The following is a 21,756-nucleotide window of genomic DNA, read 5'->3' as shown; positions in this document are numbered from 1 at the left end:
GTGTTAACCCACACCTCTGGCCAAACCGATTGCGCGTTGGATAATCCAGCGCAGCAATTTGGGGATCGGCGCTTTTAACTCGTTCTCGGTATAGGCGATAATGGCCAGTGCGGCGTCTGGCTTGGCATAGCGTTTTAACGCTTTGGCGATAATGCGTTTGTCGTTCATATGCGGCTGCTGACTGGTCACGCCCGCCATCTCACGAAACAAAGGCTCATAACCGTTGTTGTACAAATAGTGCTCAATATCTCTGTCAGGCAGCACGGTTAAACGTGCGCCCTCTGGTTGATGCTCTATTTGCCCGCGCGCCGTTGCAGCGTATTTCTTACCAGCCATATCACCATCTGCCACCAAATGCCATTCAATGCCCAAGGCCTTTGCGGCCTTGATTAAGGGGCGCAAACCGCTTTGTGCAAATTCGATTAGGTGTACGCCTTCGGCTGCCAAATCATACCCTTGTAGCCGAGCAAGCTCATTAAACAACCAAATTTCTGTTTCACCCTCCACCAATAGCCAACAGCGAGCAAACAGTGCACTGGGTCGGTGAAACCGAACATGGAAGGTGACACGACGGCGCTCGTCCTGGCTAAGAAGGTGAGATGGTACTTGGTGGCTATGGGTTTCGGTGGGGTGTCGTACCAGGCGGCGAATATGATCCAGTTGCACGCCTGCGAGCAGGTCACCGCTGTTGGTGGTGAGTAATTTTTGCATTGGCATCAACTGAATAAGGCGCCAGGCTTGGTTCAGCAGTGTGGGGTGGAGTCGCCCTTCAGGATCTTCAAACAGCATCACTGGCCGCGCATTAGGTTTGAGCTGTTTAGGCCCGCGCGCTCGGACAAACGCACTTAACAAGCCCATGAGTACGAGCCGGCTTTGATTAGAGGTATTTGCGGCCACTGCTTCGAGCGGGTGCATTTGGTTATGAGTGATCGCTAATGCGCCAGGGGCATGAATGGGATAAGGAGCGCGGTCATGCTCGTAGGCGGCAAAATAGTGATCGAGCAATTGACGCATGGCATGCAGGCCACTTTTTATCTCGCCTTTATTCACATGACCCGGCATCATCAATAGGCGACGGTAAGTATTATCTAACCGCTGTTCCAGACGGGTGTTATCTTTTGTCACTGCTTGCCCTGGTACACGCATGCGCCTAGCATCACGCACACGAACCACCGGATGGATTTGCATCAGATGGCTGGCGAGCGCGTCACTGTCTGCGTGTTCGATGATATTGCCTTGGGAAGACAAAAACTCTCTTCGTACCGCGACTTTACTCTCTTGGATTGTGGCACTCAAACAGTAGTCGAGCGTTCGACAGCCCGCATTTTCTCCATTCCATATAGGTTTAAAACGGCGATAGCGACGCGCTTTATGTTCTCCAGGAAAGCTTTCTTGCCAGCGAAGAATGATTTGAAATTGTTGCTCTAGTGAGACCCCCAAAACATGGTCGACATGAAAGTCCGAGCGTTTGAATTGAGGTTTATCGCCACTGGGGTGGAGGGCAATTTCCAACGCATCGAGTAGAGAAGATTTACCCCATGCATTTTCACCGATTAAAACGGTCAGTTCATCTACTTGCAGTGACAGGCGATTGATACCACGGAAGCCTGCTATTTCAATTCGGTCTAGTCTCATCGTCACCTCTGTTTTACAGTATGACACCTTCTTGAAAAAGGAAACCAAGTCCTTTGTGGTTTTGTGCTATATGCCTGATTTATTGCACTTAACCGAGTAGGTACTAGGGGTATATTTACAATAGGGTGGTGAGCGAAACCCTGATATAGTGTTTAAAGTTAATAACGCAGCCCGATTGGGCGATCATCAAGAGACAGTCATGTTATCGTTTGAAGCCCTACAAGTGCTGGATGCCATTGAAAGAAAAGGAAGTTTTGCTGCGGCAGCTGAATCACTGAATCGTGCGCCGTCATCATTAAGCTACCAGGTTCAAAAACTCGAAGACGAGCTGGGTTTGGTGATTTTTGATCGCTCCGGACATCGCGCCACATTTACCGATGCGGGGCATTTATTGGTTGAACGTGGGCGGATGTTATTGAATGCCGCCGATGAGATGGTCGCCGATGCGGCCTCCTTGGCACACGGGTGGGAGTTGGAAATTTGCTTGGCCTATGATGGCTTGTTTAAAAGCCACTTCTTTTTTCCTCTGATTGAGCGCTTGGCGAACAAAAGCAATACGCGCCTTAAGTTGACCGAGCAAATCTTGGCAGGATGCTGGGAAGCGCTGGCCCAAGACCGCGCCGATGTCTTGGTGGCGCCCATTCCCGACACTGTGCCGCAGGGCATCAAAGTGCAGCCTTTGGGCGACATGAGCGCCTACTGGGTGGCCGCGCCCGATCATCCCATTCACAAAGAGGCGCGTCCCGTTGAACCTGATGTGCGTGCCAAATACCGCGGGGTGGCGGTGGCGGATACGGCGCGTGGTATGCAACCTAAAACCTTTAATGTGTTAGAGGACCAACCGCGGCTTACCGTCAGTTCAATGCATGATAAATACGCGGCGATCTTAAACGGACAAGGGATCGGTACGCTACCTTGGTTTTGGATACAAGATGATTTGAATGCAGGTCGTTTAAAACGTTTAAAAGGGGGAGAGCCATTTGAGCTAACACTCGGGCTGGCCTGGAAGCGCAACCGCATGGGGAATGCTAAATCATGGTTAGTACGCCAGCTTCCCAAGCTGCTTGAGCCCTACTTGCAAGCTGGGGACATACCTATTGCTGACCAGTCGATAAAATAGGAGCGACGCTCGCTCGTCTTTAGCCGCGATCGGTGAGCCCGATCGCACGGCAGATGAGTATCGCCCAAGACGAGCCTAGTCGTTACCTGGCGGATGCTGGCGCAAAGGCAGTTGCATATCGACAATACCATCTTCCATTTGCACATCAATACTAAACCCACACTTTTGTGCCAATGCGATCATCCCGCGGTTATTAGGCATAGTCATCCCGGTGATCCGCGATAATCCTGCTTGGCGACCATAATCGATGATCGCTTGCATCAGCACACTGCCTAAGCCAACGCCTTTTAGATCGGAGCGCACCAGCACGGCGAACTCTGCTTCGGTGTTTTGTGGGTCAGCCAGCAAACGTGCCACTCCCCAAATTTCTTCTCGGCCTGAAGGAAGGTGATAAGTGGCAACGAGCGCCATTTCACGGTCATAATCAATTTGCGTCAGGTTTGCCAGCGCTTCATGATTCAGTTCGCCAACGTCAGAAAAAAAGCGACGGTACAAATCCTCTTCGGACACTTTTTCCACAAAGGCTTTATGGGTCGGTTCGTCCTCGGGCAAAATAGGGCGCAACAAAATCGTTTGGCCGTTTTTCAGTTTAATCGATTGCTCCAGCTCTTTTGGGTAAGGGCGAATCGCTAACCGTTTTTGCTGACTACCCGCGTAATCACGTAGCCGCAAAGAAGCATCAAGAATCGTGAGCTCATCGCCAGACACCAATAAAGGATGAATATCGAGCTCATCAATCTCCGGGCAGTCGATGATCATCTGTGACAGGGTCACTAAAAAACGGCATAAACTGGGAATGTCGATCGATATGGGAAAGCCACGTTGTTTGATTTTGCCGCTTTTTATCGCACCAATGACGAGATAGCGTGCCAATGCCATGTTCAATGGCGGGATCGCGACCGCGGCATCTTTAGTGACATCCCAATCCGATCCCCCTTCACCCAGCAGAATAATGGTGCCAAACACGGGATCATTGCTGATCGTCACCCGCAATTCTTGCGCACCAGCACGAGAAGCCATGGATTGGACTAACAAACCCTCAATACGCGCGTCTGGAAACGTCACGGCGACGCGATCAACAATCGCTTGTGCGGCATTGGCGACTTCAGCGCCAGTGCGTAAATTGAGCATTACCCCCTGTACATCCGATTTATGCCGGATGTCAGGCGAGCGCAGTTTTACCGCTACCGGATAGCCAACTTGTTCAGCAATTTGTGCGGCTTCGACCGAATCGGTAGCCAACCAGGTTGATATCACCTGCATGCTATAGGCTTCGAGTAACGGACGCACTTCGTGGGTGGTTAGGGTTAAGTGCTCAATGTCTTCTGCTTGGTCGATAAACGCGCGAGCAGCGGGTAAGTCGTAGTCCATACTCCCGGTAGAGGTGGGGGTTTCCATCAATTGCTTTTGGTTGCGTCGGTATTCTACAAGGTGCATATAGGCAGTGACGGCGCTCTCGGGGGTGCGATAGGTCGGAAACCCAGCGTGAGTAAAGGCGAGACGTGCAACTGTGGCATCATCACCTTCACCTTGCCAATTGGTGAGTATGTTAAATCGTCGCGCGCGTGGGTTTTCTTTGAGTGAATTGATAATGGCCTTGGCAGTACTTAATCCCGGTGCGGTTACTGAGGGGGAGTGCATAATCAGTACGGCATCGGCATCGTCACTGTTTAGCACGATATCAATCACTGCTTGATACCGTTGCGTGTCGCCATCGCCAACGATATCAATGGGGTTGGTTTGCGACCAACTTTTGGGGAGTACTTGATGTAAGGCCTCGAGCGTTTGCTCGCTGAGCGTCGCTAACTTGCCGCCAGCATCCATCAGCGTGTCGACAGCCATCACCGCAGGCCCCCCACCATTAGTAATAATTGCAAGACGTTCACCGCGGAGCGGCACCGAGTGTGAAAGGGTTTCCACGGCCGCAAACAGTTCATGAGTATTGTTAACGCGAAGCATACCAGAGCGACGAATCGCCGCATCGTAGGCGGCATCTAAGCCAATATTGGCATGACTGAGTTGTTCAAGCGCTACCGAACCACCTCGTGTGCGGCCGCTTTTAAGGACCAGGATCCGCCGGTTACGCGCAGCGGCCCGCGCGGCTGATATAAATCGCCGCGCGTCGCGGATTGAGTCAACATAGAGCAAGATCGCATCGGTTTTACTGTCGCGACAAAGAAAGTCGAGTAATTCGGGAAAGTCGATATCACTCGCTTCGCCCAACGAGATAAAAGTAGAAAAACCAATGCGCTTGTTGCGTGCCCAATCCAGGATAGTAGTGCATACCGCTGCAGATTGAGAGACAAACGCAATATTGCCTCTATTGGCCGAAACTGGCGCAAATGAAGCATTGAGGTTGAGCCAGGGTAAGATCATGCCAAGGCTGTTTGGACCGAGCACGCGCATAGTATATTTCGCGGCAATTTGTTGCATGGCATCGTATTGGCTTGTTCCTTGTGCATCCACCTCACTGCGCATTCCAGCGGCCAACACAATCACCAACTTCACACCGCGCTCGCCAAGCTGCTCGACAAGCGCTGGGGTGCTCTCGCCTCGCGTGCACAAGATAGCTAAATCAGGTACTAAGGGAAGCTCCGCCACTGTTTTGTAAGCCAAGATCCCAGCGACAGCCTGATATTTAGGGGTAACTGGCATGATGGGGCCTTGGAAGCCGCCCGATTGCAAATTGCGCGTAACGACATAGCCCGCACGACCACGACGATCAGAGGCGCCCACCACGGCAATGGATTTTGGCTTAAGGAGTTGATCGATACCGGCCATGGCGCCCTCCGTCGATTGAAGTATGCTAATGGGTAAATGTCGAATACATGAACCGTGTGTAGAGGCCAGTTTATCGGTTCACGCTTGAATTCAACGGTTTTTTTTAACGCAATGTGATCTCGGCATGGCAGAAAGTAGAGTCTGAGATAGACTAATAAACGTCTTTCCACGTGACTATCTGTGAGCTGTAGCCGGAAACCTCGTGTGAGAGGGTAACTTTTGGTTGAATGGCCACAAGGTCGGGGGCACAATGAAACAAACTTGGATAACTGACAGAATCACAATGAAAAAATTGGGCTTACTGGCCATCGCTGTGCTCCTTACTGGGTGCAGTAGCGGTGGCGTTACCACTGAAATCTACAGCCAGACGATTGAGTCGACCGATAAGCGTGACACCGCGCAAACGGCAGACGTCGAGCCAATGATGAATACGGCCAAGCCTGAGCCGAAGCCGGCACCGAAAAAGCAAACGGTGAAATCAGCGACGCAAGGCGCTGGGTATACCATCCAAGTAGTGGCGCTGAGTCATGATCGAGGGTTTAGTGATTACGCTAAACGCCTACCCAGTGATCAACCATTGTGGAGTAATAAAAAAATGGTAGATGGCTTGCCTTGGTACACCTTGTTATACGGTGAATACCCAAGCCGTGACGCGGCAAAACGTGCGATTAAAGCACTCCCACAAACCATTCAGCAATATGGTCCTTTTGTGCGTGACATTGGTAAAATTAAACGTTCTTCAACACCTGAAATGACCCGTATAAATCAATAAACGGGAAAAGGGTGCGGATAAAAGCTGGCTGATGCCAGCTTTTTTGTTGAGCGCTGTTCGTCGCCCGCATCGTCTTGAATAATTTAGCTGCCGAGTTGAACAAACCTGCAGCAAATGGTTTCTAATCACTGCATAAAAGACGTTTGAGAGATGAAAGCCTGTCAGCATTTGTCTACTATGGCGATAGAGTCCAGATAGCGCGTGTAAGCGCGTGATGAGAGAAGAAAATGACCAAACTTAACCTGCTTTTGTTATGCGGCGGTGGCGGTGCAGAGCACGATATTTCGCTCGTGTCTGCACGATATATTGAGTCACAGCTGGCAAAATTACCGCGTATCAAGGTACACAAAGTTGAAATGACCCAAGACGGTTGGCGCCTTGATGATGGTATGCGCTGCCACCTTGATACCGACGGGAACCTGTGTAGTAAAGTGGAACACACGCAAATTCACTATGTCATTCCTTGTTTACATGGCTTCCCTGGGGAAACAGGTGATATTCAGTCATTACTCACGATTACGGGGTTACCCTATTTGGGGTGTGATGCCGAAGGAAGCCAGATTTGCTTTAACAAGATCACCTCTAAATTGTGGTTTGATGCGCTGGGGATCCCAAACACCCCTTACGTATTTATTACGGACCAAAGTGAACACAGTCAGGCGAGCGCGTCAGCATTTTTTGCTGAGCACCAAACCGTGTTTGTTAAGGCGGCCAGTCAGGGCTCCAGTGTTGGTTGTTACCGCGTAACAGAGGCAGAGCAGCTACAGGCACGCATTGCCGACGCGTTCACATTCTCAGACCAGGTATTAATTGAAAAAGCGATTAAGCCGCGTGAATTAGAAGTGGCGGCGTTTCAAGTCGGCGATGAAATAATCGTGACGCGCCCCGGGGAAATCCGATGCCCTGAAGGGAGTTTTTACACATTCGAAGAAAAGTATAGCGATGGTAGCCACAGCAATACCTACATCGAGGCGGAAGATCTGACCGAAGAGCAGGTTGAGGCAATCCGTACCTATGCCTACCAAGCGTTCAAACAACTGCGTTTAAAAGACATGTCGCGTATCGATTTCTTCTTAACGGAAGACAACGAAATCTTAGTTAATGAAATCAATACGTTCCCTGGTATGACGCCTATTTCAATGTTCCCAAAACTCATGGAACATCATGGCTTAGCCTTCCATGAATACCTAGCATCGTGCATCACGTATGCCACAGGGCGACGCGTGAGCTAATTACTCGCTCAGCTTTTTACGTCGGTAACGCGACTTGGCTTGCTCACTGGCCACCGTGTTACCGACATACTGCGCGGGCATCGCCGGGCTTTTCCAACGTCCCATGTGTTGGATTTGTTTTATCGTCATGCCTTTTTTAGCGAGCGACCGACTTGCCCCCACTCTGGGTGACTGGCCGGAAAAGGTAACGGACTCCTCCAACAGCGCACTGGCTCGCCGAAAGACACGATAAATCGATGAGGGGTCAAGGGGCGCTTCTCCCAAGTGGCCGTGCTTGTTGATTCGCCGCAGTAGGGGACCTTGACGAATCCCTGTTTTGTCTAACCAATCCATCAATAGCCTCGCGACGGATTCAGACAGTGGCACGCGTTGCTCTTTTACCAAAATGGATGCTTGGCCTTCAGCGGTGATAAGGTCATCCACTAACAGGGCGGCTAATTCACTTCGCTTTAATAACCCTTCATAACAAAGCGACCACACCAAGCGGTCGCGAATATCTTTTAGGCGTTTGGAGCTGGCAAGCTGCTGATTTAACTTGGCTAAATGATAGGCCTGAAAAGGTGTGGCTTCGCGGCTTTCTGGCAGCTTTTCTTGCAGAAGGCGCGCCATTGTATATTTCACTTCTCGGTGCTTGCTGGGGTCTTTATATTGATGAAGCTTATGAACCAACCCTACCGTGATAACCATTCGCCGCACTGCAGAAATCTTGCGCTGGTTCGCTGTTATTTCAGCAAAACGGCGCAGTGTGGTGACAGCACAAGGTAGTGGCGTCACGTTTTGCTCTTGGCAGAAGGCAACAAACACGCGCCAGTCGTTGCGATAACTCAATAGCGAGTTTTTGCTGTAGGCGTCTTGTGTGATGGATGACCATTCTTCAATGCTCAATACACCCGTGTTAAAGCGAGCTTGACTGGCTTCAATAGCACTAGGGTCTAATGGTAATAATCTTTTCATAACGCACTATAACTTTTTATCGATAATACCAATATATCAGACATCGATGAAAATTGTTTGAAATACTTCTCAGTTTGTCTATTCCTCGGCCTATCAGCAGCTTGGGCTGGTGAAATTGCTCGAACAACGCGTGATAATAGTCTAAAAATGAAGAATGCTCGTAATCCATTGCATACAGGTGTATCGGATTATTGTTCGCGAAAGGAGAGAGCCATGACTCGACGCCTTTTTCATCGCGGGTATGCGATTGAGAAAACCGAGGGCAGCGGAGACGTCACAGAAGAATACCGCGCAAGGTTAGGTGGAAAGGTGATATCAGGTAGCCTACAAGCGGTGAAGAAATCAATTGAATGGTGGGCGGACACCAGCACTTTGGTTGACCCTGCGGATCTCGAGGAGGAAGATACAGACGGCGCCGGAACGCGTCAAGTCGAGGAATACAAGGGCTTTCGTATCATGAACGATAACCCTGATAAAGACAGCAAAGGCTGGTATATGATTGTGCGTGGTAACTTGATGAAAGGCTCGCTACCTGCGCTCAAACAATTTATTGATAAAAATGCAGAGCAATTACGCGCGTAACTCTCCACGATATCCTTGAGCAGCGTCACCAGCTGCGAAGTGCTGCGGCCTTTGATATAGTGAGAGAAACTTTTTAACGACCTAACTTTATGTCTGACGATAATCATCTAGTCTATTCAACCGAAACGGGCAGGATTAAAGCCGAGCCAGAAAAACCGAGTCGCCCTAAAGGCGACGGTATCGTTCGTATTCAGCGACAAACTAAAGGGCGAAAAGGCAAAGGTGTGAGCCTTGTAACGGGCCTCGACCTTGATGACAGTGCGCTGAAATTGCTCGCCGCTGAGCTCAAAAAAGTGTGTGGTTGTGGTGGCGCAGTCAAAGAGGGAGTCATTGAAATCCAAGGGGATAAGCGAGATACCCTCAAGGCGCATCTAGAGAAGAAAGGCCATACGGTAAAGCTGGCGGGCGGTTGAACCCTCGAAGGCGTCACAACAGCAAGTAAAAAGGCAGCGTAGGCTGCCTTTTTGTGTTCAACGCTTAGACATGACCTTCAGAGTCAATCAAGACATCGAACCGCTCATTGCCGTGCAGAGATTCGAAATCCGCTTCCTCGCGTGCCGCTTCGCGCAACGACGCACTTTCTGCAACTGCCAGCTCTAAGTCAGACACCGCTTGATCTTCGGCACCTAAACGCGCATATGCGCACGCACGCTGGAAGAGGGCATTGGCATTGCGTTCATCCACTTCCAGCACACGGTTACTGATACTCAGCGCCCAGTGATATTCGCCCATTTCCATTGCCGCATCCGCTTTATGGGTGAGCGCCTCGAGGTCACCAGGGCGGATTTTCAGGATTTCATTGTAAATTTCCATCCGCTGTTCAGGCGTCTGCGAGTGCTGAGCGCGTAGCCATAAGTTATGGATCTCGTTGATACGCTCAATCTCTTTGTTGTTTTCTGCAATAATGCGCGTTTTACGCTTCAAGTCGCGCTCCAAGGCTTGGAACTTGCGTTCATATTGCTCTGCAATTTCTGATAGCTGCTGATCCGCCAACTCTTTGGTATTGGTTTTTATATCGCGCAACGATTGCCAACCCACCAACGCAATCAATGAGGCCGCACCGGCAATCAGATAAAAGAAGTAGGTGACCGTCACATTGGCATAGTTCAGTGACTTATCCGCTACATCTAACTCACGATCGGTAATCTCCGTCACCATTCGCTTTTCTAGCGCCTGGAAATCTGTTCTTAAGTTTCGGATTTCATCCAAAACATACCTTTCCATCAACGGCTTATCGTAAATGCTTTGCTCAGCATACGAGGTCGGCTCTTTTGCCGCTTTGGTATGCTTGACATCGTTTTCATCTTCAGCAGTAGCACTGAAGCTTGCCAACGCCACGAGCAAACAAGCCCAAATGTGCGCTTTCATGGTTATCCTTATGTAACGAATCAGTTTAAAACTAGCGAGACTTTAGCAAACCTTCTGCAGACTAAAAAGGTTAACAGGCGGAATTCGCCGATAAGATGACGTTTCACAATCCATCGCCCTTCACATGCCATGATTGATACGCTAAGCATAGCGGATACTCGCCTTGACAATAACCATAGTGACAATCATATTGGATGTATATAGGTCAAATATTGTTGACATGGTGAGCCAAATGAACCAATCCATTTTAGATGCAGTCATGAACGCAGAAGGTATCGTCGAACCCAGCAAAATGGCTGCGTTCTTCCATACCAATTTGAAAGAAATTGCGTCTTTGTCTGGATTACCTTATTCCACGTTAAGCCGCACAGAGCGATACTCAACGATCAAGGCACAGCAACAACTGCGTAACTGCACAGAAGTGATCAACCGAATCCTTCCGTGGACGGGAAATGAATTTCATGCCTACGCATGGTATCGGAGTGAAGGGCTACCAGAGTTTGGCGGATTAACCGCAGAGCAACTGGTTAAACACGATCGAATGGACGCGCTGAGAGCCTACCTTAACCATACGAGCGAAGGCGGTTATGCGTAAAGAAAAGCTACAGGAATACCTATTTCGCTATGAAGGTGCGGTATTTCGTGGCCATAACCCTCGCTGGTCATACGCGCCTAACAGTGGGGAAGGAGCAAGACGCAATGGTGGGCGCTTTAACCCCAAAGGTGTTGCCGCGCTGTACACCTCATTGTCTCAATCGGGCGCATGGGTAGAGGCTCAGCAGGGGTTTCGTTTTAAAGCGCAACCTTTGACAATATGTCAGTATGATGTCGACTGTGACAAGGTACTCGACCTGACCGATGAGACAGTGCTGCTAAACTGTGGCATCAAGCCTTCGACGCTAAGCGGTGCTTGGTTAGATCAAGTGACCCAGAACCAAACCCCCGATAGTTGGCACTTAGCGAAACAGCTTATCAGTGCAAAGGTCAACGCCATTATTGTGCCCAGTTTTGCGCGTGGCGCCACCCGAGAGATGAAAAACATCGTATTTTGGCGATGGAGTGATACGCCACCCAACATGGTTAAAGTGATCGATGACTTTGAACGGCTACCGCCATCACCTTACTAGCGGCACCCGCCGAGGTAAGTGAAGCCAGCAGGTGCCCAAGGGGCTTGGTGTTGCCCACAAAGCAGTGCCGTCTGGCTTATCACCGCGTGCTTGAAGCACCTTAGGTCAAGCGAAGCATTTGAACTGAGTGGGTTAAAGAAAGTGGTGATTAGCTATTTTATGGTAAATGATGTTTATGGTGAATGAGAGGTAAGCGTGAATACACACCGCTAGGTAGGGCGAAAGTCATCCTGGCGGCGCACCCGCAGCGGTCTTAATACGATAAACAACAAATTTTATACTAATTAAGCATTCTTAAATATCATTTAACATAACATACATAATGCGCACTTAGGGTTGATTTGTTAACATGCAGCCGTATCGACTAGTCCATTGCATAAATCTTCTCAACCTGACTGATTTCTTTCTCGTTCCAAATCATATCGGCATGTAAGCATTGGAAAACATCGCTAACCACTTTCGGCGTAGACATCGCCCAGCAAATCCTTCCTTCATGTCGAACTGAGTGGTTATAGCCTACCGCTTGATTTTCTCTAGCACGAGGCATGCCTAACCCCACTGACTTGAGCGTAACGCGTCGACACGACAGAACACTTCGTAAAGGTCAGCGAACTTGCCACTACTAAATTGTATGTCTTACCGCATTAAACGGCGATGAGTTATCAGACCTCGCTTCGCTTGGATTGATTGGCATGTCGATGTCCGATAAAGTGCTGATAATACGTCGTCAATGCGAGTGAGCTTTATGATAAAAACAGCTTTGGTGGGTTTTGGCTTTTCTGCCAACACATTTCATATCCCTTTTCTGAGTGCAATCTCTGAGTTTGCGATTTCAGCTGTTGTGTCCAGTAAACCCGATCAAGTTGCACAGCGATTGCCTAAAGCTGCCTGCTTTGATGATCTCAGCACGTTACTAACGCAACAAACCCCGGACTTGGTGGTGATCACCACCCCTAACCATCTCCACTACCAGCATGTTAAACAAGCATTAGAAGCCGGTTGTCATGTCTTAGTGGAAAAGCCTTTTGTTACCAATAGCCGTGATGGCCTTGAGCTCGCCGCGCTGGCTAAACAAAAAGGTTTAGTATTGTGCCCCTACCATAACCGCCGTTGGGATGGTGATTTTCTCACCTTAAAAGGCTTACATCTCGCAGGCGAGCTCGGTGAGATCAAAGTAATGCACTCTAGCTTTAATCGCTACCGCCCAGAGGTTCGTCAACGGTGGCGTGAGATGCCAGGCGAAGGCGCCGGTATCTTATATGATTTGGGTTCACATTTAATTGACCAAGCACTGCACTTATTAGGGGATCCGAATGCGGTTTCAGCCAGTTGCCGCGCACTCCGCCCAGGGAGTGAAACGACCGACTACTTTCAGGTGACTCTGCATTACCCAGACAAAGAGGTGGTTCTTTCCTCAAGCCCCTATCGATCTGGCACCACAGAACGCTTTGTTGTTCACGGTGAAAAGGCGACCTTCAGTACTGTGGGGTTAGATATTCAAGAAGAGCAACTACGGGCTGGTCTGATGGTGACTGTCTCTGGTTTTGGTGAACAAGCGTATCAAGGGATGCTTGAAGTGGGTGACAGTGTCACACCTGACCCACTCACGCTTGAAGATGGCCAATACCACCGCCTGTTCGACGAGTTAGCAAAGGCAATTTCCGATAACCAGCCCTCGCCTGTTTGCCCCATTTCAGCCAGCAAAGTCATCTACGCCATCGAACTGGCACAAACAGCTTCTGACACGGGCATTCGCCAACCTTGGCAGTTCCAAGACTAACTCTCTTTAAAAGATTAAACCTAGCCTAGTCACATCATCGGTGTGACTAGTGTTTTTCATTCAACCATTTAAAGTTATAGTGCACTAGAGTGTTAGAAAATAGCCCAGGACATGACTGGGCTATGAAGCAGAGTGCGATTTAGGCGATGGTAAACTGATAGATCATCATCAACAGCAGTAACCAAAACACTGAAACACGCCACTTGATGAGCGCAACCAAACCTAGCGCTATCGGCAATAAATCAAGCGGTTGTGTGTAAGCTGACACCCACACAGGTTGATAAAGCGCGGCGGCGAGTAACCCCACAACACAGGCGTTGATCAGGCTAATTGCCCCCGCTAGACGAGGTTGTGTCTTCACTGCATCCCAAACGGGCAACACGCCAAACATCAGCAATGCGCCAGGCAAGAAAACTGCAATCGTGGCGATAATACTGCCCCAAACGGGTGACAGCCCCTCAATACTCGCCCCCAAATAGCTTGCCATAGTGAACATTGGCCCAGGCACCAGCTGTGCCGCCGCGTACCCTTCAATCAAGGCCGAATCAGTGACAACGTCACCAACTATTGGCTCTAGTAAAGGTAGGACTACATGGCCTCCACCAAACACAAAGCTTCCCGCTTGATAAAAAAGATTAAATACTTGCACCCAGAGTGTTTGGTTGAATAACCAAGGTACGGTCAGTAACAGCAAAAACAAACCAATGATTGTGCCACTACGACGCCATGCAATGGTGACCGGCGCTTGGCGCTGCTGTGGTTTAGCAAAACCAATCGCCCCCACGATACCGGCAATCAGAATTGGTAACACCTGATACAACACGCCTGACGGTGTGAACAGCAACCATAACGTCGTCATCACCGCTATCGAGGTTGTCACCCATGAGTTAATAAATTTTTTACCCATCGACAAGGTAGCATCAATTACGACCACCACCGCCAATAACTTCGCTGCACTGATGATGGTTGTAACCCAGTCAGATGCTTGCGCGCCACTGTTTAACACCGCTGCCGCGGTCAATAAAGCAAACGACGGTAAGGTAAAAGCGACAAAAGCACCCAACGCCCCGATATAACCGGCACGCTGATAGCCAATGTACATCCCCAACTGACTACTTCCCGGCCCGGGTAAAAACTGGCTAATTGCTAAGCCTGAAGCAAATGTCTCTTCGCTTAACCATTGCTTATTTTTGACGAACACCCTTTCAAAATAACCCACATGGGCGGCAGGCCCACCAAAGGACATACAGCCCAACAAAAAAAACTGTTTGATTAGTTCTATCATTGCTTACCTCCTACTGAAGAGTGTAAGCGAACCTGACAATGAACAAAAACAAGCCTTTTTGATTATATTCATCGATAACATTAATACACGTGCAGGCCGAAAGGTCGCCTATCTTCATTCTGTAAGTTAAAAACAAAAATGAAAGTGAGTGCTTACAATCTCTCCTATTAATCGTTTATGCATAGAAACAGCGAAATTTAAATCGTTATTAAACAGTCATTTAAATGGTTGCTGATATTATTTATGAATAGTAAGGCTACCCTTTTTCTTCTACGGAAAGAGCAGTGTTTCACCTCTTGCCCTTAAGCTGGTAACGTCACAAACCATCAATATTTAATGAAATGTTGTCTAGGGTCGAATGAAAATAGATGACAGATTGAAATATAAGTGACAACGTCACTATTATTCCTGATGGCAAGCGTTGTGTGGTAATCTCTTCTTACAACAAATATGGATGTGCTCAGAAATGCTCGAATACCTTCAACAAATCGTGGTGTTGGCCGCAGTCGCGCAGGAGCAACACTTTACTCGCGCAGCAGAAAGACTGGGGATTTCTAAGTCTCAAGTGAGTAAACAAGTTCGCTATCTTGAAGATCGCTTAGGTGTGCAGTTAGTGCAGCGCAATACCCGCTCTGTTTCCCTTACCGAAGTGGGCAGCAGATACGCGGAATACGGCAGTCAATTGATCGCTACCTTGGACGAAGCGGAAGCGATGGTAGCTGGCTATCGCAATGAAGTGACAGGGAAACTCAAGATTGGCGTCGCACAGTCATTTGGCAATACATTAATGACTCGTCATTTCGCGAAATTTCGGCAAGCCTATCCCGACCTCAATTTAAACATTAACCTCTTTGACCACCGCCCTAACCTTGTCGAAGAAGGCTATGATTGCTGGGTGGCTATTCATGAGCATCCTCCAGAGGGGATGGTGGCACGAAAACTGGCGGATTGTCAGTTCAAGCTTGTTGCGGCACCCAGCTACCTTGAAGCTCGTGGTACACCGCAACAGCTGAGCGAGTTGCGCCACCACGATTGTATAACCTATCAAAGCCGCGAGCGCCGCTACGATAAATGGCCGTTTGTAAAAGGTGGCACCGAGCAGGTGGTGCATGTAAGCGGACAGTACACAATAAATAACGCGCCCGCTGTGCTAGAGGCGGTAAAGGCGGGTTTGGGTATCGCCTATTTGGCGACGTATCTTATTAACGAGGAAATAGAGAAAGGTGAACTCGTTGAGCTACTGCCCGAATGGCAACCTTGCCTTGAGCTACCCATATATATTGTGTACCCAAGACGCAAACACCTTGCCCCCAAAGTCAGAGAGTTTGTCGACTTTATGCTGCAAGAAGTGGGCGATCCCCCGATTTGGGATCGCCACCATGAGTGACGCTGTCACTTATTGTTTTCAGCAGCGAGAGGACTCTCCTGGCTGGTATTGTCTGAGCTCGTAGCACACTGATTAAGCACGGGGTTTGCATACATTTCACGCAAATAGTCACGCGCTGCTTCGGGGGCCTGTGCAAGCTTTTGCTCATATAGGCGCTGCTCTGCTGGCGTGACACTGTCATGCTCCACCCCAGCCGCAATGTAGTTGGCTGGATAGAGGCGGTATAGCTGATGGATTTGTGCATCTATTTTCGCCGCCATCGACTCTGGCGCATCTTGTGACAACGTCACAGGCTCACCAAAGGCCACGTGCACATGCCGTTTGTCACCGACAATCCCTTTCACGATGGTTTGAATGTCTTCAAACTCGCTTTTTTCGTAGGCGCCAAGGCGGTTGACGGCGTCTAATTCAGTTGCTTTATCCAGATCGCACGGATCGTTTTGGTAGGAGATAGCCACAGGCACCACGTTCAGCGCTTCCATATAGCTGTCAAAGTCTTGCTTACGTTTTCGCCCTTCCATGAAGAACATTTTTAAGATGGCCGGATCCGTGACATCTTGGCCGGTCTTGGCTCGCCCTTCTCGCTGAGCAATCCAGATCGACTGCCCCTCATCAAGGGACAAACGCAAATAGGCCGATAGCTGTGATAATGACTTCATCATTTCACGTGGTGCTTTGGCTGAGCGTTTGACAATAAAGCTTTTGTTAAGCTTCATCAGCTCAGTCGCACAAGGCTTACGTAACAGATTATCACCGATAGCGATTCTCACTGTATCGAGCCCCTGTTGGTGCAAGCACCAGTTTACCAGCGCAGGATCCATAGCAATGTCTCTGTGGTTGGAGACAAATAGGTAGGCTTTATTCGGATCCAGTTTTTCTACGCCAGAGACCGTGACTTTGTCACAGGTTGTTTTGATCATCTTGCGCATGTAACTCGCGACATGCAGTTGGACATCCTGCACCGTTTTAATATTGTTCCACTTTTTAGTTAGATACAATTTAAGAGCAGGCTTTAAAAGCCAACCAAGCGGACCAGACGCATGCGGATAGCGATAAGATAAGATCGCATTGATAAACTCGTCATCTTGGATGAGTCGCTGAATTGCACTGGGGACTTCGTCGTCATGATAAGGACGAATCTCTTGATAAGGATCGTTAACTGTCTGCACTTTCTTCCATTATATCTAGTAAAAACCGCGCCATTCTACGCAGTCAACAAAGGATTCAAAGTGAACCCACCGAAATTTTACACAGGTTGGAGGTCAGACCTTCAGCCAGGTTAAGAGTTCCCTTTGCCGTCATTGACTTGACCTGAACAGCAAAAGTGCTCACCATTGCCGCCTTATTACGATGAGACATGGCTATGAAGACCACAAGCGAACACACTCTTTATCACTCAACATCTCTGTTATTTACGCCTCGAAAGCGCCGATATACAGCGAACCTGCTGTACGTTGAGGACGGTCTAGTGTTAGTTCGCTTAGGAAAAGCGGACATTCCTGTGTACGCCGGTCAGGGCTTTTGGTTACCTTTTGAGTGCCTTCATGCACTGACCATTACGCCCGATACCCGTTTACACCAATTGGCCGTATCACCACGCACACAACACCCTCTCCCTGAGCGCGTGGGGCATGTTGTTTTACCTCCATTACTGACCGCTGGCTTGATGGAACTTGGCACGCCGACAGCATCCGTGCTAACGGCACAGCAATCTCATCACATTCAAGCCGTGCTGCTTGACCAAATCATGCATTTAGCGCCGACGCAACAACTCGATGCCCGCACGCAAGCGCTGGCAGACTGTGTGGCGTGCGCCCAAACAGGTCAGCCACCGGTGAGCGCAGCGCAACACTACCAATTACAAGCACTCACCCAGCTGACCATTGCACAACTGCAAGAGTATTTTACCGTTCGACAACTCAGAGCGGCAATAAAGTCTGGGAAAAGCCGAGAAAACGCAGCGGTGGCTGTCGGGCTCACGCCTGGCGACGCCGAATCGCTTTACGCCCGCTACGCCAGTACATTTGCCAGCTAACTATCAATACTCATGGTGAGGCCATGAGCACTCGCGGCAAATCGATGAGCACTAGCCGTCAAAAGCCGATGCTGTTAGTTGCGCTGCAATAGTGGGTGTGGTGAGCTCTTTAATAGGTAAACCCTGTTTTAGTCGCTCGCGAATGTGGGTGCTGCGCACGACTACCTTTTCTGGCACCCCTAACACCGACCATCGCGATAATATTTCCTCGCTCTGGGCGAATTGACCAAACTTAACCAGGTTGTCTGGGCCAACCACGAAGGTCAAGGCCGCCTCGGGATGGTCTTGCTGCAACGCAGTCAGCAGCATAAAAGTTGTGACAGCGTCACCTTTTTGCCCTAACGACGCCTCTCGCTGACACAAGTGTAGATTCGGTAAGCGCAAATCATTAATCAATGCCTGTACCCACCCGCATCGCACCTCATAAGGCGCCATCGTTTTTCCCCATGCATGCTTATAGCTTGGTACTAACAAGACACGATCAAAGTGACAAAGCTGGGTCAGGACAGACACATGCCCGCGTGTGGGTGGATTAAATGCACTACCAAAAACTGCGATTTGCTCAGCCATTATGCTCTCTTTGCTTTGCTAGGTTTTCGCGATTAAACGTTGCGACGAAATAATGCCATGAATCGAACCAAAAGCCTAACTCGTCACCATCAAAGCGATGAGTTGAGCTTGGCCTATACCCAAGCCAACAGAGATCATGCACAATAACCCACAGTAGAGTCTTCACTTAAGCCGTACGCTAGAGTTATTGAGAGGAACATAGAATGGAACACCAGATCCGCGAAGAAATGCGCGTCCAACCCAATATCGATCCGGAAACGGAGATCCGACGTCGTATCGCCTTTATCAAAACCATGTTGCAACGTTCAGGCACGCGCAGCCTGGTGCTGGGTATTAGTGGTGGGGTTGATTCTTCAACGTGTGGACGTATCGCCCAGCTAGCGGTTGAAGAGCTCAACCACGAAGCCAATCGCGAGCATTATCAGTTTATCGCGGTTAGGCTTCCTTACGGGGAACAAAAAGATGAAGACGAAGCACAGTTAGCATTGTCTTTTATCAAGCCAAGTAAAACCGTCACCGTCAACGTCAAGCCGGGTGTTGATGGTACCCATCAATCGGTATTAGACGCCGTGTCTACTGTGGGCCTTTTACCCGATAGCGACAGTCGTATTGACTTTGCTAAAGGTAACGTCAAAGCACGTGCAAGAATGGTCGCCCAATATGAGATTGCTGGGTTAACCCAAGGACTAGTGATCGGCACCGATCACTCCGCGGAAAACATCACGGGTTTTTATACCAAATTCGGCGATGGCGCATGTGACTTGGCTCCACTGTTTGGCTTAAGCAAGCGCCAAGTGCGTCAACTTGCTGCCACATTGGGGGCTCCTGAGGTGTTGGTGAACAAAACACCAACGGCCGATCTGGAGGATTTGTCACCGCAAAAAGCCGATGAAGAAGCCCTACAACTGACCTATGATCAAATCGATGATTTTCTTGAAGGTAAGCCGGTTGAAGACGCGGTCAAAGAGAAGATTATTCGGGTTTATCAAGCAACACAGCACAAGCGTCAACCGATTCCGACAATTTACGACCTTGATAACTGATAGATTAGGGGCAAAGAGCGGAAAGCCTATCGCTATGACCATGTATCTATCTCTGCATCATGAGATAGATGCGTGGAGCTGATGATCGGGATGCCGGTCTGCCTGTTGGCCGGCATCAATCAAGCCATCAAGCTCACGCCATAAATGGTCACACAGTCCCGGTCGATAAACGGCAATCCGGAAGCCACCATGCTCGCGCTGGTATTGTTGAAAGCGTGGTAGGCTGTGCTCACTGCTGGCAATCACATTAGCTAAACGGTCACAGGTTTTCACCACTAACGCTAACCAAGCGGCTTCATCACTTGGATCTAGCGCGATCAAACGTTGGTTCAGTGCTCGCTTTCTCTCTTCACGGCTAGGCCGCCGCGGGTCAGTGACCAACATCACCGCTCTGGCGACGGTTGGGCCAAACAGTGCTGAGATTTCATCAACACGTGTTGCCGTGTCTTCCAAAATGTCATGCAATTGCGCCACAATACACGCCTGTTCGCCAAAGGGGGCAGCAATTCGCTCAACATGATCGAGGTGACAACGATAAGGCTGCGCGCCATAGCGCTGAAGGGCATGCCTTACTCTCGCCCACTCGCGTGCCTTTTCAAGCCGATTGCTCATCAGACATTCCTCTTACCGCTCTCCTTTAAATAAATCAGGGATCGGAGGAATTGTAAATAAAAAGGCGATTTGTTTGCAGCTTGTCTCACTCTTCAGACGAAGATGCCTGAGCTGCTTGTGTCCTGATTTCGTTGGCAACGTGCATGATGGCCTCGCCACTGCTCATCCCTTCCGCCATCAGCGCATGGATACGCTCTGCCGCTTCTTGTTGTTGTTCATGGTTGAGTGTAACGCCATCAAACATAGGACTGCTCTCTCGGTGATAAATCGTGTAGAAAAAAGGCAGGCCATTTTAGGACCTGCCTCATCATTTGTCATCATCAATAACAGGCTAGAATGTAAATGCCAATTGTGCCGAACCACCATAGCTGTTGCTATCAATAATACTGGCAGCAATATCGAAGTTGGCCACACCAAAGGGAGACAACCCTAAACCGAGCGTAAACGCATTATCGACGTTATCTTCAAGGTCCGCGCGATAACCGGTGCGCAGCTGAGCATGGCCAAAGGCATCAAACTCTGCCCCAATTCGGAAAAACTGGGTGTCATCGTCCACATCCAAGGTACCTTTAAAGCCTTTCTTCTTGTTCAAATCCAAATCTGCCGCCAGGGTGACAAAGTCAGACACAAACGCCGAACCCAGGGTAATTTGCGGCTCAAGTTCATAGGTGAAGCTGTGGCCTGTTCTGGCGCTAGTGACTGTATCGACGTCTTGGCTAATCAGGTTTTTTCCTGCCAGCCCCACGCGATAAGGGCCGGATTGCCATACCGCCCCAAGATCAAGGTTAAAGGTATTCTCTTCTTCACGATAGCGACTATCGTCCCAGTCATCTGTGTCGTAATCATCGACCGCAACGCCATAATTATAGGTGGTAACCCTTTGCAGTTTCGGCGTCACACCCACCGCTACACGTTGTCCAGCAAGCTCGAGGTTCGTGGCTAACGCGACCCCTAACTCACCGATACCGGCAGCAATGATCGTCGCATTTGAATTAGGATTGGAGGTTACGCCAAAATCACTGGTGTCGATATCGGGAAGCACAGCCCCTTCAATTAAGCCTGACGTGTAAAGTGTGGCGGAAACAGACCCCGTCGGGATCCCGACCGCGGCACCGACGCCCGCATCGAGATACGCTTTATCGCCTTGCACCGCTCTCAATGATTGTTCAATTTGATTGGCATCATTGGTATCAAACGCATCCGCCACATCATCAAGCCCATCAACGAGCTCATCAGGGTCACGCACTTCAGCGCCAAGGTAAGGCACGAGGACACCAAACGCGCTCTCCGGATCGAGCGCCGCCAAAGCAGGGTTATGAAAGCCAGCAGAAAGGTAGTCGCCCGATGCTACCCCCACTCCGCCCATCGCATTACCACGCGCATCAGTTGGATTGGTTGCAGCCATCGCACTGGCAGAGCAAGTGGCTAACGCTAGAACAAGTGCTTTTGTTTTAAAAGTCATTGAGCGGCCTC

General features: G+C 49.5%; 20 protein-coding genes and 3 pseudogenes. 12 read left to right on the top strand and 11 right to left on the bottom strand.

The window, feature by feature from the left end; translation table 11 throughout:
• Positions 1-3 precede the first annotated feature (3 nt).
• Positions 4-1,635, bottom strand: a complete 1,632-nt coding sequence (locus tag N8M53_RS15570) for a DUF2813 domain-containing protein (RefSeq protein ID WP_269580255.1) — start codon at positions 1,633-1,635, stop codon at positions 4-6.
• 199 nt (positions 1,636-1,834) lie between these two features.
• Here N8M53_RS15570 and N8M53_RS15565 point away from each other — a divergent pair, with 199 nt between their 5' ends.
• A complete protein-coding gene (locus N8M53_RS15565; protein WP_269580254.1) occupies positions 1,835-2,755 on the top strand; it encodes a LysR family transcriptional regulator in 921 nt (306 codons plus the stop codon).
• Between the two features lie 75 nt (positions 2,756-2,830).
• Here the strand turns inward: N8M53_RS15565 and N8M53_RS15795 are convergent.
• Positions 2,831-4,012 (bottom strand): annotated as a pseudogene (locus N8M53_RS15795) (GNAT family N-acetyltransferase); the annotation flags it as partial.
• A gap of 289 nt (positions 4,013-4,301) precedes the next feature.
• Between N8M53_RS15795 and N8M53_RS15790 the strand changes: the two are divergent.
• Positions 4,302-4,346: pseudogene (locus N8M53_RS15790) on the top strand (hypothetical protein); the annotation flags it as partial.
• 20 nt (positions 4,347-4,366) lie between these two features.
• Here the strand turns inward: N8M53_RS15790 and N8M53_RS15785 are convergent.
• Positions 4,367-5,536, bottom strand: a pseudogene (locus N8M53_RS15785) (acetate--CoA ligase family protein); the annotation flags it as partial.
• A 283-nt stretch (positions 5,537-5,819) separates the two neighbouring features.
• Between N8M53_RS15785 and N8M53_RS15555 the strand changes: the two are divergent.
• Entirely contained in the window at positions 5,820-6,308 is a 489-nt protein-coding gene (locus N8M53_RS15555; protein ID WP_269580252.1) for an SPOR domain-containing protein, read from the top strand.
• Between the two features lie 227 nt (positions 6,309-6,535).
• Positions 6,536-7,540, top strand: a complete 1,005-nt coding sequence (locus N8M53_RS15550) for a D-alanine--D-alanine ligase (RefSeq protein ID WP_269580251.1) — start codon at positions 6,536-6,538, stop codon at positions 7,538-7,540.
• Here N8M53_RS15550 and N8M53_RS15545 read toward each other — a convergent pair whose 3' ends face one another.
• Positions 7,541-8,494 (bottom strand): tyrosine-type recombinase/integrase, encoded by a 954-nt coding sequence (locus N8M53_RS15545; RefSeq protein ID WP_269580250.1) that lies wholly within the window; start codon positions 8,492-8,494, stop codon positions 7,541-7,543. It lies immediately after the preceding gene.
• Between the two features lie 213 nt (positions 8,495-8,707).
• Between N8M53_RS15545 and N8M53_RS15540 the strand changes: the two genes are divergently transcribed.
• On the top strand, positions 8,708-9,076 hold the full coding sequence (locus N8M53_RS15540; RefSeq protein WP_269580249.1) for a DUF3319 domain-containing protein: 369 nt from the start codon (positions 8,708-8,710) through the stop codon (positions 9,074-9,076).
• Between the two features lie 89 nt (positions 9,077-9,165).
• Positions 9,166-9,489, top strand: a complete 324-nt coding sequence (gene yciH / locus N8M53_RS15535; protein ID WP_077772478.1) for a stress response translation initiation inhibitor YciH — start codon at positions 9,166-9,168, stop codon at positions 9,487-9,489.
• Between the two features lie 64 nt (positions 9,490-9,553).
• On the opposite strand, the gene N8M53_RS15530 is transcribed toward yciH, so the two are convergent.
• Positions 9,554-10,444 (bottom strand): TPR end-of-group domain-containing protein, encoded by an 891-nt coding sequence (locus N8M53_RS15530; protein ID WP_269580248.1) that lies wholly within the window; start codon positions 10,442-10,444, stop codon positions 9,554-9,556.
• Positions 10,445-10,676: 232 nt separating this feature from the next.
• On the opposite strand from N8M53_RS15530, the gene N8M53_RS15525 reads away from it, so the two are divergent.
• The 3 genes from N8M53_RS15525 (at position 10,677) to N8M53_RS15515 (ending at position 13,351) form a co-directional block, all read left to right on the top strand.
• Positions 10,677-11,039, top strand: coding sequence for a hypothetical protein (locus N8M53_RS15525; protein WP_046075841.1), 363 nt, complete (start codon positions 10,677-10,679; stop codon positions 11,037-11,039).
• On the top strand, positions 11,032-11,571 hold the full coding sequence (locus N8M53_RS15520) for an RES family NAD+ phosphorylase (RefSeq protein WP_269580247.1): 540 nt from the start codon (positions 11,032-11,034) through the stop codon (positions 11,569-11,571). Before N8M53_RS15525 ends, N8M53_RS15520 begins: the two co-directional genes overlap by 8 nt.
• 745 nt (positions 11,572-12,316) lie before the next feature.
• Positions 12,317-13,351, top strand: coding sequence for a Gfo/Idh/MocA family oxidoreductase (locus N8M53_RS15515; protein ID WP_269580246.1), 1,035 nt, complete (start codon positions 12,317-12,319; stop codon positions 13,349-13,351).
• 139 nt (positions 13,352-13,490) lie between these two features.
• On the opposite strand, the gene chrA is transcribed toward N8M53_RS15515, so the two are convergent.
• The gene (gene chrA / locus N8M53_RS15510; protein WP_269580245.1) at positions 13,491-14,636 is read right to left on the bottom strand and encodes a chromate efflux transporter; all 1,146 of its coding nucleotides are present in this window, start codon (positions 14,634-14,636) and stop codon (positions 13,491-13,493) included.
• Between the two features lie 466 nt (positions 14,637-15,102).
• Here chrA and N8M53_RS15505 point away from each other — a divergent pair, with 466 nt between their 5' ends.
• Positions 15,103-16,023, top strand: a complete 921-nt coding sequence (locus N8M53_RS15505; protein ID WP_269580244.1) for a LysR family transcriptional regulator — start codon at positions 15,103-15,105, stop codon at positions 16,021-16,023.
• A 5-nt stretch (positions 16,024-16,028) separates the two neighbouring features.
• Here N8M53_RS15505 and N8M53_RS15500 read toward each other — a convergent pair whose 3' ends face one another.
• The gene (locus N8M53_RS15500; RefSeq protein ID WP_269580243.1) at positions 16,029-17,192 is read right to left on the bottom strand and encodes a lysophospholipid acyltransferase family protein; all 1,164 of its coding nucleotides are present in this window, start codon (positions 17,190-17,192) and stop codon (positions 16,029-16,031) included.
• A 299-nt stretch (positions 17,193-17,491) separates the two neighbouring features.
• Here N8M53_RS15500 and N8M53_RS15495 point away from each other — a divergent pair, with 299 nt between their 5' ends.
• Positions 17,492-18,058, top strand: a complete 567-nt coding sequence (locus N8M53_RS15495) for a hypothetical protein (RefSeq protein WP_269580242.1) — start codon at positions 17,492-17,494, stop codon at positions 18,056-18,058.
• Between the two features lie 51 nt (positions 18,059-18,109).
• Here N8M53_RS15495 and N8M53_RS15490 read toward each other — a convergent pair whose 3' ends face one another.
• Positions 18,110-18,628 (bottom strand): nicotinate-nicotinamide nucleotide adenylyltransferase, encoded by a 519-nt coding sequence (locus tag N8M53_RS15490; RefSeq protein ID WP_269580241.1) that lies wholly within the window; start codon positions 18,626-18,628, stop codon positions 18,110-18,112.
• Positions 18,629-18,831: 203 nt separating this feature from the next.
• On the opposite strand from N8M53_RS15490, the gene nadE reads away from it, so the two are divergent.
• The gene (nadE, locus tag N8M53_RS15485) at positions 18,832-19,671 is read left to right on the top strand and encodes an ammonia-dependent NAD(+) synthetase (RefSeq protein ID WP_269580240.1); all 840 of its coding nucleotides are present in this window, start codon (positions 18,832-18,834) and stop codon (positions 19,669-19,671) included.
• A gap of 57 nt (positions 19,672-19,728) precedes the next feature.
• On the opposite strand, the gene N8M53_RS15480 is transcribed toward nadE, so the two are convergent.
• The 3 genes from N8M53_RS15480 to traF all read right to left on the bottom strand — a co-directional run bounded on the left by N8M53_RS15480 (position 19,729) and on the right by traF (position 21,745).
• Positions 19,729-20,283, bottom strand: a complete 555-nt coding sequence (locus tag N8M53_RS15480; RefSeq protein WP_269580239.1) for an HD domain-containing protein — start codon at positions 20,281-20,283, stop codon at positions 19,729-19,731.
• 85 nt (positions 20,284-20,368) lie between these two features.
• The gene (locus tag N8M53_RS15475; RefSeq protein WP_269580238.1) at positions 20,369-20,527 is read right to left on the bottom strand and encodes a YoaH family protein; all 159 of its coding nucleotides are present in this window, start codon (positions 20,525-20,527) and stop codon (positions 20,369-20,371) included.
• Positions 20,528-20,614: 87 nt separating this feature from the next.
• Entirely contained in the window at positions 20,615-21,745 is a 1,131-nt protein-coding gene (gene traF / locus N8M53_RS15470; protein WP_269580237.1) for a conjugal transfer protein TraF, read from the bottom strand.
• Positions 21,746-21,756: the final 11 nt, after the last annotated feature.

It is taken from the genome of Salinivibrio kushneri (assembly GCF_027286325.1).
Classification (GTDB): Bacteria; Pseudomonadota; Gammaproteobacteria; order Enterobacterales; family Vibrionaceae; genus Salinivibrio; species Salinivibrio kushneri_A.
The sequence above is the reverse complement of the archived record's forward strand: the minus strand, read 5'-3'. Positions and strand labels throughout refer to the sequence as shown.